Raw genomic sequence first — 13945 nt, 5'->3', positions numbered from 1 at the left:
GAGAGAGCAGATGGCAAAGATTGGCATTTTTGTAGGGACGGTATACGGCAATGCGCTGCTGGTAGCGGAAGAAGCGGAGCCCCTTCTGCAGCAGCAGGGTCACAGCGTCACCGTGTTTGACGATCCGACGCTGGCAGACTGGCAGAACTATGCCAGCGACGTGGCGTTAATTGTCACCTCAACCACCGGACAGGGCGATTTTCCCGATACGATTTCAGGCCTGTTCCATGCGGTTAAAGATAAGCTGGGTCATCAGCCCGCGCTGCGCTACGGCGTGATTGCGCTGGGTGACAGCAGTTATGATCATTTTTGTGGCGCGGGTAAAACTTTCGATGCGCTGCTGCAGGAGCAGGGCGCACAGCGGGTCGGTGAGGTGTTACTGGTTGATGCCACCGAGAATCCTGAGCCGGAAGCGGTGACCTCTCCGTGGGTTGAAGCCTGGGGCGCGCAGCTCTGATGGCAACGCCAGGCTTATCGCAGCATAAGGATAAGCCTGGCATGTGATATCAGGTCACCGGTGCCGGGTTAAACACCGCCAGCTGGTTACGGATGCCCCAGCGATCGGACCAGGTCTGCTTCCTGCCACTGGCGATATCCAGAATCAACTCAAACAATCGCCAGCCCACCTGCTCAATACTCTCTTCACCGGTCGCAATCGTTCCGGCATTGATGTCCATCAGATCGTGCCAGCGCTCTGCCAGCGCGTTACGCGTCGCCATCTTGATGACCGGAATCGCCGCCAGACCGTAAGGGGTTCCGCGACCGGTAGTGAACACCTGTAGCGTAATACCGGATGCCAGTTGCTGCGTACCGCAGACAAAATCGCTGGCAGGCGTGGCCGCATAGATCAACCCACGTCGCGTCGGGCGCTGACCAGGAGAGAGCACTTCAACAATGGCGCTGCGCCCCGATTTAGCGATCGACCCCAGCGCTTTTTCCACCACGTTGGCCAGGCCGCCTTTTTTATTGCCCGGCGACGGATTCGCGCTGCGATCGGTCTGGCCCTGATTGAGATAGTCATCATACCAGGCCATCTCCTCCAGTAAGCGCTTACCGACTTCCTGATTAATCACCCGCGGCGTCAGCAGGTGAATGGCATCACGCACTTCAGTCACTTCCGAAAACATCACCGTCGCACCGCAGCGCACCAGCAAATCAGACGCGAAACCCACTGCCGGATTCGCCGTTACGCCTGAGAATGCATCGCTGCCACCGCACTGCATGCCGATAATCAGTTCTGCAGCAGAACAGGTTTCACGCTGGCGCTGATTCAGCCGCTGGAGATGACGCTCCGCCACCTGCAGAATCTCATTCACCATCGCACCAAAGCCCACCAGCTTTTCATCCTGCAGGCGCACGATGTCATGATCGTCCAGCGAAATCGCCTGCACGTCGGGCGTGCCGGTCAGCAGACGCTCCGGCTGTAACTTCTCACAGCCCAGGCTGACGATCATCACTTCGCCACCGAAATTGGCATTCAGCGCCAGGTTATGAATGGTGCGAATCGGCACCACCGCCGCCGGTGCATTAATCGCCACGCCACAGCCATAAAGGTGATTGAGCGCGACTACGCCATCCACATTCGGGTAGCGCGGCAGTAAATCCCGTTCAATGATCTGTACGACATGATCCACCACACCGGCCACACAGTGGACGCTGGTGGTGATGCCGAGCAGGTTACGCGTGCCGACGCTGCCATCCGCATTGCGATAACCTTCAAAGGTATAGCCTTCCAGCGGCGGCAATTCAGGCGGAACCTGCGTGGCTAACGGCAGACTCGCCAGCGGAGGCGCTTCCGGCAACGCAACCAGCGACTCATCGATCCAGCTGCCCTGGGCAATATCCCGTAATGCATAGCCGATGACTTCGCCGTAACGCACGATCTCTGCACCCTGGTTAATCGCGCGCAGCGCCACTTTGTGACCCTGTGGCACATGCTCCGTGAGTGTCAGGCCATCCGCAAACTGCGTGCCGGCTGGCAGACCCAGGCTGTTGACCACAATCGCCACATTGTCGTGCTCATGAACTTTGATATAGAGCGGTTGTTCATCTGTTTTGGGGTACATCGCTCACCTTCCCGTCTGTCGTGCCGTACTTGTGCGGCACGCTGTAATGTTCTGACCTGTCACACGTTTGTTTGCCAGCTTCAGTATAGGGAGGCGGAACAGGGCGCGCATTGTGCAAATGACCACCATTGAGACAATTCGCCTTATCGATTTGGGGCGATTATCCAGAAGCAAGTGAAGAGCCTCACAAACAGCGGGGGAAAGCGTTACCTGAGGTGGTTTTTGATCGGTTATTTGCCGCTTTCGTGAGCCATCCCGCAGGGTTTTGTGCATCCGCCACACAATCACTTCTGCACGGGCATTATTCCAGGGCGATGTGCCAATGTGCTCGCTTCAGGCTGTTCTTATACTGGGTTCCGTTAGCCAAAGTCAGGTTATCTGTCACGACGTATTACTCATCCGCAGAGGTCGCAGAAGCGCATTGGCTGCCACCTCGCAGATGGATAAATAAAGGTTTGCCACAACAAAAAGATCGCCGTGTTTAACCCAACTTCTCTCTGATACCCAACGCGATGTGTATGCAGTCAGAGCGAATGTAGCTCACGCTATATTTCAGGAGTGCATCATGAATAGTTTCAGCCAGACCGCGGAAACGGTGCAGAAGCGCACCAATGCCCGCTACTGGATTGTGGTGATGTTATTTATCGTCACCTCATTCAACTACGGTGACCGCGCAACCATCTCGATTGCCGGTTCCGCAATGTCCAAAGATATCGGCCTCGATTCGGTCGGACTGGGCTATATCTTCTCTGCCTTCTCATGGGCGTATGTTATCGGGCAGATTCCGGGTGGCTGGCTGCTCGATCGCTTCGGCTCTAAACGCGTCTATTTCTGGAGCATTTTTACCTGGTCGCTGTTTACGCTGCTGCAGGGCTTCGTGGATATCTTCAGCGGCTTCGGCATCATCATGTCGCTGTTTATTCTGCGTTTCCTGGTGGGTCTGGCTGAAGCGCCTTCCTTCCCCGGCAACAGCCGGATTGTAGCCGCCTGGTTCCCGGCGCAGGAGCGCGGCACGGCGGTGGCGATCTTCAACTCCGCGCAATACTTCGCCACCGTGATCTTTGCACCCATCATGGGCTGGCTGGTCTCTGAAGTGGGCTGGGCGCACGTGTTCTGGTTCATGGGCGGCCTGGGCATCATCCTCAGCTTTATCTGGCTGAAAGTGATCCACGATCCTACCGATCACCCTGGCGTGAACAAGGCTGAACTGGAGTACATGGAGCAGGGCGGCGCGCTGATCAACATGGATGTGAAAAAGGATAGCCGCAAGGTGAGCTGGAGCGAAAAGTGGTTCCAGATCAAACAGCTGCTGACGTCGCGCATGATGCTGGGTATCTACCTCGGTCAGTACTGTGTCAACGCCTTAACCTACTTCTTTATTACCTGGTTCCCGGTCTATCTGGTGCAGGCGCGCGGCATGTCGATTCTCAAAGCGGGCTTTATTGCTTCGATTCCGGCAGTGTGCGGCTTCCTCGGCGGCGTTCTGGGCGGAGTCATCTCCGACTGGCTGATGCGTAAAACCGGCTCGCTGAATATCGCGCGTAAAACGCCGATCGTGCTCGGCATGCTGCTCTCTATTTCGATGGTGATGTGCAACTACACCGAGACCGAATGGGTGGTGGTCTTCTTTATGGCACTGGCGTTCTTTGGTAAAGGCATCGGTGCGCTGGGCTGGGCGGTGATGGCGGATACCGCACCGAAAGAGATCAGCGGCCTCAGTGGCGGCCTGTTTAACATGTTCGGTAACTTCTCCGGCATCGTGACCCCCATTGCTATCGGCTACATCATCGCTACCAGTGGTTCCTTTGAAGGTGCACTGGTCTATGTCGGCATTCATGCCTTTGTTGCGGCATTCAGCTTCCTGGTGATTGCCGGTGATATCAAACGTGTCGAACTGAAATCCTGGCACGGTAAGGATGCATCATGAATACGCAAAGTTCGCCAGTAATCACGGAGATGCGGGTTATCCCGGTCGCCGGTTACGACAGTATGCTGCTTAATATTGGCGGTGCCCACAACGCCTGTTTTACCCGCAACATTGTGGTCCTCACCGACAGCGCCGGCCATACCGGCGTGGGTGAAGCGCCCGGCGGTGACACCATCTATCAGACGCTGGTGGAGGCGATTCCGCGGGTTTTAGGCCAGCAGATTGCCCGCATGAACCGTCTGGTGCAGCAGGTACATAAGGGGAATCAGTCGGCTGACTTCACCACCTTTGGCAACGGTGCCTGGACCTTTGAACTGCGGGTCAATGCGGTGGCTGCGCTGGAAGCGGCGCTGCTCGATCTGCTGGGACAGTGTCTGGGCGTCCCGGTGGCTGAACTGCTGGGGCCGGGTAAACAGCGTGATGAAGTCACGGTGCTGGGCTATCTGTTCTATCTCGGCGACCGGCGCAAAACCGATCTGCCCTATCTCACTGGTGAGCAGGCCAGTCACGACTGGTATCACCTGCGCCATCAGGAAGCGCTAAGCAGCGATGCCGTGGTGCGGCTGGCTGAGGCAGCACAGGATAAGTACGGCTTTAAAGATTTTAAGCTCAAAGGTGGCGTGCTGCCGGGTGAGCAGGAGATCGCCACGGCGGCGGCGCTGAAGCAGCGCTTTCCCGATGCGCGCATCACAGTTGACCCCAATGGGGCCTGGCTGCTAGATGAGGCGATAGCGCTGTGTAAAGGGATGCAGGATGTGCTGAGCTACGCCGAAGATCCCTGCGGCGTGGAGCAGGGCTATTCAGGGCGTGAAGTGATGGCCGAGTTCCGGCGCGCGACCGGCCTGCCGGTCGCCACCAATATGATCGCCACCAACTGGCGCGAGATGAACCACGCGGTAATGCTGAATGCGGTCGATATTCCGCTGGCGGATCCGCACTTCTGGACGCTGAGCGGTGCCGTGCGTGTCGCCCAGCTATGCGATGAGTGGGGCCTCACTTGGGGTTGCCACTCTAATAACCACTTCGATATTTCCCTGGCGATGTTCACCCATGTGGGTGCGGCGGTGCCGGGCAATCCCACCGCGATTGATACCCACTGGATCTGGCAGGAGGGCGATCAGCGCCTGACGAAAAATCCGCTGCAAATCCGCAACGGAAAAATCGCCGTACCGGATGCACCGGGTCTGGGCATTGAGCTCGACTGGGACCAGGTAAACAAAGCCAATCAGCTTTATCAGTCACTGCCCGCCGGTGCACGTAATGACGCGACGGCAATGCAGTATCTGATCCCCGGCTGGACATTTGACCGCAAGCGCCCGGCATTCGGCCGGAAAACAGCATAAGGAGCAGGAGATGAGTTCAACACCGAAAGTGACCGCCATGCAGGTTATTCCGGTCGCAGGCTATGACAGCATGCTGCTGAACCTCAGTGGCGCTCACTCGCCATTCTTTACCCGCAACATTGTGATTATCAAAGATAACGCCGGACATACCGGCGTCGGTGAAATCCCGGGCGGCGAGAAAATCCGCCAGACGCTGGAAGATGCCGCCTCGCTGGTGATCGGCAAAACGCTGGGTGAGTATAAAAATACCCTCAGTCTGGTGCGCAGTACTTTTGCCGATCGCGATGCGAGTGGCCGCGGCAACCAGACCTTTGATCTGCGCACCACGATTCATGTGGTAACCGGCATCGAAGCGGCGCTGCTTGATCTGCTGGGTCAGCACCTGGGCGTCAACGTCGCCTCGCTGCTGGGGGACGGGCAGCAGCGTGACCGTGTTGAGATGCTCGGTTACCTGTTCTACATCGGCGACCGCACTAAAACCTCCCTCTCTTATCAGAATCAGCAAGACGATCCGTGCGACTGGTATCGCCTGCGCCACGAAGAGGCGCTGACTCCGGATGCGGTAGTGCGTCTGGCGGAAGCAGCCTATGAGAAATATGGTTTTAACGACTTCAAACTTAAAGGTGGCGTGCTGCGCGGCGGTGAAGAGGCCGAAGCGGTCACTGCGCTGGCAAAACGTTTTCCTGAAGCTCGCATAACCCTCGATCCCAATGGGGCCTGGTCGCTCAATGAGGCGATCATGCTCGGCAAGCAGCTCAAAGATGTGCTGGCCTACGCAGAAGATCCCTGTGGCGCAGAGCAGGGCTACTCAGGGCGTGAAGTGATGGCGGAGTTCCGCCGTGCGACCGGCATGCCCACCGCCACCAATATGATCGCCACCGACTGGCGGCAGATGGGGCATACCCTATCGCTGCAGTCGGTGGACATTCCCCTGGCTGACCCGCACTTCTGGACCATGCAGGGTTCGGTGCGCGTGGCGCAGATGTGTCACGACTTTGGCCTGACCTGGGGTTCGCACTCCAATAACCACTTCGACATTTCGCTGGCCATGTTTACCCACGTGGCCGCCGCCGCACCGGGCGCGATCACCGCCATTGATACACACTGGATCTGGCAGGAGGGCAATCAGCGCCTGACCAAAGAGCCGTTCCAGATCAAGGGCGGTATGGTGCAGGTGCCGCAGAAGCCGGGTCTTGGCGTAGAGCTGGATATGGATCAGGTGATGCAGGCTAATGCGCTCTATCAGAAGCAGGGGCTGGGTGCGCGTGACGATGCTGAAGCGATGCAATTTTTAGTGCCGGGATGGACTTTCGACAATAAACGCCCGTGCCTGGTACGTTAACCTTTCTGGCTCCCGCCGCGGAGCCACCGTCACAGGAGTTCAACCATGAGTAATGCAGCCTGGCCCAATGGATTTCGTCGTCGCCTGTTAGCGGGCGACACCCTGATTGGCAGCTGGTGTGCGCTGGCCAGTCCTATCTCAACTGAAATCCTGGGGCTGGCCGGTTTCGACTGGCTGGTACTGGATGGCGAACACGCGCCCAACGACATCACGACCTTTGTGCCGCAGTTGATGGCGCTGAAAGGCAGCCACAGCGCCCCCGTGGTGCGTCCGCCCTGCAACGAGCCGGTGATCATTAAGCGTCTGCTGGATATCGGCTTTAACAACTTCCTGGTGCCGTTTGTCGAAACCGAAGTGGAAGCTCTGCGTGCTGTCGCCTCAACCCGCTATCCGCCCGCCGGGATTCGTGGTGTCTCGGTGTCCCACCGCAGCAACATGTACGGCACGTTGCCGGATTACAACAGCACCATTAATGACAACATCACGGTGCTGGTGCAGATCGAAACCCAGCAGGCGGTCGATAACATTGACGCCATCGCGGCGGTGGATGGCGTCGACGGTATTTTCGTCGGGCCGGGCGATCTCTCCGCTGCGCTGGGCTATCTCGGTCAGCCTGCGCATCCTGAAGTGCTGAAAGTGATTAAACACATTTTTGAACGTGCCAAAGCGGCCGGTAAGCCGAGCGGCATTCTGGCGCCGGTGGAAGCGGACGCGCGTCGCTATCTGGAGTGGGGAGCCACTTTTGTGGCCGTCGGCAGCGATGTCGGAATGTTCCGCAACGCCTCGCAGGCGTTATGCGACAAATTTAAGCGCTAATCGATCAAGGAGAAACGCAATGAAAATTGGATTTATTGGCCTGGGCATTATGGGCAAACCCATGAGTAAAAATCTGGTGAAAGCCGGTTATTCGCTGGTGGTACGCGATCACAACGCTGAAAACGAAGCGGAGCTGACGGAACTGGGCGCGACCGTGGCGAAATCGCCTAAAGAAGTGGCGGAACAGTGCGACGTGGTGATTACCATGGTGCCTAACTCGCCGCAGGTGATCGAGGTCTGCCTGGGTAAAAATGGCATTGTCGAAGGGGCGAAGCCGGGCCTGGTGGTGATCGACATGAGTTCGATTGCGCCGCTGGCGAGCCGTGAAGTGCATGATGCGCTGGCAGAAAAAGGCATCAAAATGCTGGATGCGCCGGTCAGCGGCGGCGAACCTAAAGCGATTGAAGGCACGCTCTCTGTGATGGTCGGTGGCGATAAAGCGGTGTTCGATGCCTGCTACGACATCATGAAATCCATGGCCGGATCGGTCGTCCATACCGGCGACATCGGTGCAGGTAACGTCACCAAGCTGGCAAACCAGGTGATTGTGGCGCTGAACATAGCGGCCATGTCTGAGGCGCTATCGCTGGCGACGAAAGCGGGTGTGAATCCGGATCTGGTGTATCAGGCGATTCGCGGTGGGCTGGCGGGCAGCACGGTGCTGGATGCCAAAGCGCCGATGGTGATGGACCGCAACTTTAAACCGGGCTTTCGTATCGACCTGCATATTAAAGATCTGGCGAACGCGCTGGATACCTCGCACAGCATCGGCGCGCATCTGCCGCTGACGGCGGCGGTGATGGAGATGATGCAGGCGCTGCGCAACGAGGGTCAGGGTACCGCCGACCACAGTGCGCTGGCCTGCTATTATGAGAAGTTAGCGAAGGTTGAAATCGCCCGCTAAAACCCGGTGCCGGTTTCCTGAAACCGGACTGGTTAAGAGCCGTTTCAATTACTCAACTGCGCTCGGATTGCCTATGAAAATCGTAATCGCACCGGATTCATATAAAGAGAGTTTATCCGCCCTGGATGTGGCATCGGCGATTGAAGCGGGTTTCCGTGACATTTTCCCCGATGCGCATTACGTGAAAATACCGGTCGCCGACGGTGGCGAAGGCACGGTAGAAGCGATGGTGGCGGCGACGAAGGGAAAGATCGTCAGGTTGAAGGTGACAGGTCCGTTAGGCACGCAGGTTGATGCCTTTTACGGTCTGTCGGGAGATGAACGTACCGCCTATATCGAAATGGCGGCGGCCAGCGGACTGGAGCGGGTGCCCGCTTCACAGCGTGACCCGCTGATAACGACGTCGTTTGGCACCGGCGAGTTGATCAGGAATGCACTGGATAAAGGCGTTGCTCACATCATTATTGGTATCGGCGGCAGCGCCACCAACGATGGCGGTGCCGGGATGATGCAGGCGCTGGGCGCCCGATTGCTCGACGCCCAGGGCAGCGAGATTGGTCACGGTGGCGGCGCGCTCTCTGACCTCGCCAGCATTGATATTGACGCCCTGGATGCCCGTATCCATCAGTGCCGCATCGAAGTGGCCTGTGACGTGACCAATCCGCTGACCGGCAAAGAGGGTGCATCGGCCATTTTCGGTCCGCAGAAAGGGGCGACTCCGGCGCTGGTGCAACAGCTCGATCAGGCGCTGGCCCATTACGCCGCGATTATTCACCGCGATCTTGATATCGATGTGCTGCATATTCCCGGCGGCGGCGCAGCGGGCGGCATGGGCGCGGCGCTGCACGCCTTCTGTCAGGCGGAGCTGCGGCGCGGCATTGAGATTGTTACTGAAGCGCTGGGGCTGGCTGAAGAGGTCAAAGATGCGGACCTGGTGATTACCGGTGAAGGGCGTATCGACAGCCAGAGTATCAATGGCAAGGTGCCGATTGGGGTCGCCAGCGTGGCAAAGCGCTTTAACAAGCCGGTGATTGGCATCGCCGGAAGCCTGACGGCGGATGTCGACGTCGTGCATCAGCACGGGATCGATGCAGTATTCAGCGTGCTCTACAGCATCTGTACGCTGGATGAGGCACTTGCGAATGCCGGAAAGAATGTTGAGATGACGGCGCGTAACGTAGCCGCGACGCTGAAACTGGCCGGATTCCACTGACCGTCAGGACTATCCGGCCAGGCAATGCGGGCCGTGATCTGTAGAGGGTGATGCGGGTGGTCAGGCATAGTTTTGCGGCGTCAGCCCTTTATCCTGGTGGCAGATGCGTCAGCGGAAGCTAAAGCACCTGCCGTTTAGTGTTTGCGCGTATAGCTGGCGTGGCAGCAGGCCGGTCAGACTTCCCCGAACCCTAACAGTCGCCGGGCTTCTCTGGCGACGTTCTCCATCTCATCCTGCAGCTCCAGCAGTTCCGGCTCCAGCGCGGCGATATCGCTGGCCTCCAGCAGCCCCCGTTCCAGCTGATGACAGAGTTGCTTCATGCGCGGCACGCCGCTGTAGCTGGCACTGCCGTGCAGCTTGTGAATAATTTCACGCAGGGCGTTGACCTCATTGGTCGTCATAAACTGCGCCATCTTCGCATGCACTTCCGGTAAAAACTCCAGCAGCATTCGTAGCAGATCGCGCGCCAGCTCGGGTTTGTTCGCCGCCTGACGCAGCGCCAGCTGCCAGTCCAGCGTCGTTAATATTGGCTGCAGTTCCGGCAGGGAGACCACCGGTGGCGGCGTATAGCGCGCCAGCAGCTGTCTCAGCTTGCTCTCATCAATCGGCTTGGCAAGATAGTCATTCATACCCGCCTTGATCAGCTGTTCACGCTCGCCATCAATCGCATGTGCGGTCACCGCCACAATCGGTGTATTTGCGTGATGCGGTAATCCCCGGATAATTTCGCTGGCGCGAATGCCATCAATCTCAGGCATCTGAATATCCATCAGAATCACATCCAGCGACTGCTGACGCGCCTCGCGGATGGCATGTTCGGCGCTGCTGCACAGCAGGATATTCTGCACCTGCTCCTCCAGCAGCGCGCCAATCAGCTTGAGGTTGGCGGGATTATCATCCACCGCCATCACCGTCAGCGGCAGTCGCGGTGACAGCGGCAGTTCGCTGACCTGGCGGGTATGGATATCCAGTAACATCGGCAGAAGCCGCGTCAGAGAGATCGGTTTAGCGATGCAGCCATCAATGCCGCGTACCTTTAGTTCATCAGCCAGCAACATCATCGGGCTGGGAAGGGCCATCAGCACGTTGTCTGCCCGATCCAGCAGCCCATTGATCAGGCGCTCATCAAGCAGTTCAGGCTGGCTGATACCGACCGGCATCGCCATCAGCAGCAGCGGATAGTGAGACGCTTTCAATCCCTCCAGCGTTTCACTGTAGTCGATCTGCAATGGGGTGGCGCTCAGCATCTCCAGCGCGGCGCTGGCAACGTTAGCATCCGCTTCCACATAAGCAATACGCGCATGGGACAGCGTTTCCAGCACGCGGGGCATGCCGGGCGCATTGGGATTGAGATCCAGCTGCACGCGAATCAAAAAGGTTGAACCCTGATCCGGCTGGCTGCTGAAGGTAATTTCCCCCCCCATCTCCCGCACCAGTTTTTGCGTGATGACCAGCCCCAGCCCGGTTCCGCCATGACGCCGCGAAATGCTGGCGTCAGCCTGACGGAACGCCTGGAACAGCTGTGTCTGCTGCTGCTCAGAGATACCGATACCGCTATCCTCAACCTGAATCTCCAGCTCGACGCGCGACTGGGTAATCACCCGCTGTCCGACGCGCAGGCCGATGTAACCCTGCTCGGTAAACTTGATGGCGTTACCAATCAGGTTGATCAGAATCTGTTGCAGTCGCAGCGCATCGCCAATCACGTTGTCCGGCACGCTGCTGTCACACACCACCGTCAGCTCCAGCCCCTTTTCATGCGCCGACGGCGCCAGCAGCACCAGGGTTTCATCCAGCGTGGCGCGCAGCGGGAAGGGGATCGCCTCCAGCATCAGCTTGCCCGCTTCCAGCTTCGAAAAATCGAGCACGTCGTTGATAATACTGAGCAGGTTATTGGCTGACCGTTCAATGGTTTGCATATAGTCGCGCTGGGTGGTGCGCAGCTGGGTTTTCAGCATCTGCCGGGTAAAGCCCAGCACGCCATTGAGCGGCGTTCTCAGCTCATGCGACATATTGGCCAGAAACTCAGATTTGATACGCGCGGCTTCCTGCGCGCGTTTCTTCGCCAGATCCAGCTCAACGTTCTGAATTTCCAGCTGCTCCAGCGTCTCTCTTAAATCGTAGGTTGCCTGGTCGATATTGTGCTGCATCTCTTCGTGATAGGCGGTCAGCGACATCGCCATCGCGTTAATGCCGTTTTTCAGAATGTTGAGTTCACCCAGCATGTAGCCCTCAACGCGACTGTCGAGCTGGCCGCGACGGATACGGTCAACGGTGGTGACCATATTGCGGATCGGGCCGGTGACATCGCGCATCAGACGATAAGCAAACAGCATGGCAAGACAGAGGCAGAAGAGCAGCATCAGCGTGGCAACAAACACCTCTTTGTACTGCTGCAGCCGCACCGACTGCAGATCCAGTTCAATCGCCACATAGCCCAGCGGATTGCCCGCGGGCTTGGCATCTTCATCCGGTAATTCATCCACATCGTAACGCTCGGAGGTAATCGGCGTGCGCAGAATTAATAGGCTGCCGTGGCGCTCCATTGAGACATCGTCAGGCAGGGCGCGGATATCATCCTGTTGCAGCAGGCTGAGGTTTTGCTTGTGGTTAGAGGTGACATAGAGCTGATTATGATTATCAAACACCGAGATGGCCCGGACGATGCCGGAGTGGCGGCGGTGCAGCAGGCTGACCAGCTCACGCATGGCATCCCGATTGTGCCAGGTCATGCTGTATTCGCTGGAGATTGCCAGGGGTTCGATGATGTTAGCCCCGGCATCGATCACCTGGCGCTGCAGTTCGTTGTAGCGGTGCACCACAAAAAATGAGCTGAGCAGCAGGCCAACCATCAGCGTGGGTGCCAGGATTAAAATCATCATTCGCGCCCGCAGGCTGTATTTGGTCATAATAGTCGCCTGGCTACTCCGGCATTAACGTCCCTGTGCATGCTGTCGACAAAACGATGCAGGCCGTTTTCGATAAAGAGAATGAATAACACTATGGCGCAATTTTACGTTGCAAAACAGCGCGTGACGACGCAACAACGGATTACCGTCACCATTGATGAGCTCGATCCGTTCGGACAGGGTGTGGCGCGTCACAAGGGCAAAACCCTTTTTGTCACGGGTGCTCTGCCGGGTGAACAGGCGGAGGTCGTACTGACAGAGGATAAACGTCAATTTGCCCGGGCGAAAGTGACACGACTGATTAGCCGCAGTCCGGACCGCGTTACCCCATGCTGCCCGCACTATGAACGCTGTGGTGGCTGTCAGCAGCAGCATGCGGATGTGGCGCTGCAACAGCAGAGTAAAGCCCAGGCGCTGAGCCGGATGCTGAGCAGGGCCGCAGCACAGAACGTGGCGGTAGATGAGGTGATCGCCGGTCAGCCCTGGGGCTACCGCCGTCGCGCCCGTCTGGGCCTGCAATGGCAAAATAAAGCCCAACGCTTACAGATGGGCTTCCGCCAGGAAGCCAGCAACGATCTGGTCGATATTCAGCACTGCCCCATTTTAGCGCCCGAACTTGAAGCGTTACTGGTTCCGCTGCACCAGTGCCTTAGTGCGTTGCGCGCCGTCAGGCGTCTCGGACATGTGGAACTGGTGCTGGCGGATAACGGCCCGCTGATGATTCTGCGCCATCTTGATGCGCTGCATGCCGATGATCGTGAAAAACTGGAACAGTTTTCGCATAAGCATCAGCTGATGCTGTTCCTGGATGCGGGGCAAGAAGAACTGAATGCGTTAAGTGAGTCGGTGCCGTTTTATCACTCGCACCAGCTTAAGCTCACTTTCAGCCCACAGGATTTTATCCAGGTTAACGATGCGGTTAATCAGCAGATGGTCGCGAAGGCGATCGCCTGGCTCGATCTGCAGCCGGAAGACCGGGTGCTGGATCTGTTTTGCGGCATGGGAAACTTCACACTTCCTGTAGGAATCTTCGTACAAAATGTCGTTGGTGTGGAGGGGATTGCAGCATTAGTGCGGCAGGCAGCGTATAATGCTGATTTGAATAATCTTAAAAATGTCAGTTTCTTTCAGCATAATCTGGAAGAAGAAGTGTCGCGCCAGCCGTGGGCGGCACAGGGATTTAACAAGGTATTACTCGATCCGGCACGCGCCGGGGCTGCGGGCGTCATGGCGCATGTGGTTAAACTTGCACCAGAACGCGTGGTCTATGTTTCGTGTAATCCCACAACACTCGCCCGCGACAGCCAGACATTGCTGTCGGCAGGCTACCAATTGGAAAGGGTCGCGATGCTGGATATGTTCCCACATACCCGTCATCTCGAATCCATGGTGCTGTTCAGAAAAACATAAGCGATGAATGTCGTT

10 protein-coding genes are annotated in these 13945 nt (G+C 57.5%); 8 read left to right on the top strand and 2 right to left on the bottom strand.

What is annotated here, in order from left to right:
- Positions 1-10: 10 nt before the first annotated feature.
- Positions 11-457 carry a flavodoxin gene (locus AC6I8C_RS15025; RefSeq protein WP_013358893.1) on the top strand — a complete coding sequence of 149 codons (447 nt, stop codon included), beginning with the start codon at positions 11-13 and terminating at the stop codon, positions 455-457.
- Between the two features lie 49 nt (positions 458-506).
- On the opposite strand, the gene garD is transcribed toward AC6I8C_RS15025, so the two are convergent.
- The gene (garD, locus tag AC6I8C_RS15020) at positions 507-2066 is read right to left on the bottom strand and encodes a galactarate dehydratase (RefSeq protein ID WP_497822929.1); all 1560 of its coding nucleotides are present in this window, start codon (positions 2064-2066) and stop codon (positions 507-509) included.
- Between the two features lie 565 nt (positions 2067-2631).
- On the opposite strand from garD, the gene AC6I8C_RS15015 reads away from it, so the two are divergent.
- The 6 genes from AC6I8C_RS15015 to AC6I8C_RS14990 all read left to right on the top strand — a co-directional run bounded on the left by AC6I8C_RS15015 (position 2632) and on the right by AC6I8C_RS14990 (position 9611).
- Entirely contained in the window at positions 2632-3993 is a 1362-nt protein-coding gene (locus tag AC6I8C_RS15015) for an MFS transporter (protein ID WP_497822928.1), read from the top strand.
- Positions 3990-5336 (top strand): enolase C-terminal domain-like protein, encoded by a 1347-nt coding sequence (locus AC6I8C_RS15010; RefSeq protein ID WP_497822927.1) that lies wholly within the window; start codon positions 3990-3992, stop codon positions 5334-5336. Before AC6I8C_RS15015 ends, AC6I8C_RS15010 begins: the two co-directional genes overlap by 4 nt.
- A gap of 10 nt (positions 5337-5346) precedes the next feature.
- Positions 5347-6678: a glucarate dehydratase gene (gene gudD, locus AC6I8C_RS15005; protein WP_033733625.1), complete on the top strand. Its 1332-nt coding sequence runs from the start codon at positions 5347-5349 to the stop codon at positions 6676-6678.
- A 45-nt stretch (positions 6679-6723) separates the two neighbouring features.
- The gene (garL, locus tag AC6I8C_RS15000) at positions 6724-7494 is read left to right on the top strand and encodes a 2-dehydro-3-deoxyglucarate aldolase (protein WP_497822926.1); all 771 of its coding nucleotides are present in this window, start codon (positions 6724-6726) and stop codon (positions 7492-7494) included.
- A gap of 19 nt (positions 7495-7513) precedes the next feature.
- Positions 7514-8398, top strand: coding sequence for a 2-hydroxy-3-oxopropionate reductase (garR, locus tag AC6I8C_RS14995; RefSeq protein ID WP_013358887.1), 885 nt, complete (start codon positions 7514-7516; stop codon positions 8396-8398).
- Positions 8399-8471: 73 nt separating this feature from the next.
- Positions 8472-9611, top strand: a complete 1140-nt coding sequence (locus AC6I8C_RS14990) for a glycerate kinase (RefSeq protein WP_497822925.1) — start codon at positions 8472-8474, stop codon at positions 9609-9611.
- 173 nt (positions 9612-9784) lie between these two features.
- Here the strand turns inward: AC6I8C_RS14990 and barA are convergent, their stop codons facing one another.
- Positions 9785-12520: a two-component sensor histidine kinase BarA gene (gene barA / locus AC6I8C_RS14985; RefSeq protein ID WP_497822924.1), complete on the bottom strand. Its 2736-nt coding sequence runs from the start codon at positions 12518-12520 to the stop codon at positions 9785-9787.
- A 93-nt stretch (positions 12521-12613) separates the two neighbouring features.
- Between barA and rlmD the strand changes: the two genes are divergently transcribed.
- Positions 12614-13930: a 23S rRNA (uracil(1939)-C(5))-methyltransferase RlmD gene (gene rlmD, locus AC6I8C_RS14980; protein ID WP_497822923.1), complete on the top strand. Its 1317-nt coding sequence runs from the start codon at positions 12614-12616 to the stop codon at positions 13928-13930.
- The last annotated feature ends 15 nt before the right edge of the window (positions 13931-13945 follow it).

The organism is Pantoea sp. X-Soil-YNGN-844, from assembly GCF_059730595.1.
This window is presented reverse-complemented; position numbering and strand designations above follow the sequence as displayed.

Excerpts from the sequence above, each read along its gene's own strand:
- AC6I8C_RS15025 (WP_013358893.1), top strand. The coding sequence starts at position 11 with ATGGCAAAGATTGGCATTTTTGTAGGGACGGTATACGGCAATGCGCTG.
- garD (WP_497822929.1), bottom strand. The coding sequence starts at position 2,066 with ATGTACCCCAAAACAGATGAACAACCGCTCTATATCAAAGTTCATGAG.
- AC6I8C_RS15015 (WP_497822928.1), top strand. The coding sequence starts at position 2,632 with ATGAATAGTTTCAGCCAGACCGCGGAAACGGTGCAGAAGCGCACCAAT.
- AC6I8C_RS15010 (WP_497822927.1), top strand. The coding sequence starts at position 3,990 with ATGAATACGCAAAGTTCGCCAGTAATCACGGAGATGCGGGTTATCCCG.
- gudD (WP_033733625.1), top strand. The coding sequence starts at position 5,347 with ATGAGTTCAACACCGAAAGTGACCGCCATGCAGGTTATTCCGGTCGCA.
- garL (WP_497822926.1), top strand. The coding sequence starts at position 6,724 with ATGAGTAATGCAGCCTGGCCCAATGGATTTCGTCGTCGCCTGTTAGCG.
- garR (WP_013358887.1), top strand. The coding sequence starts at position 7,514 with ATGAAAATTGGATTTATTGGCCTGGGCATTATGGGCAAACCCATGAGT.
- AC6I8C_RS14990 (WP_497822925.1), top strand. The coding sequence starts at position 8,472 with ATGAAAATCGTAATCGCACCGGATTCATATAAAGAGAGTTTATCCGCC.
- barA (WP_497822924.1), bottom strand. The coding sequence starts at position 12,520 with ATGACCAAATACAGCCTGCGGGCGCGAATGATGATTTTAATCCTGGCA.
- rlmD (WP_497822923.1), top strand. The coding sequence starts at position 12,614 with ATGGCGCAATTTTACGTTGCAAAACAGCGCGTGACGACGCAACAACGG.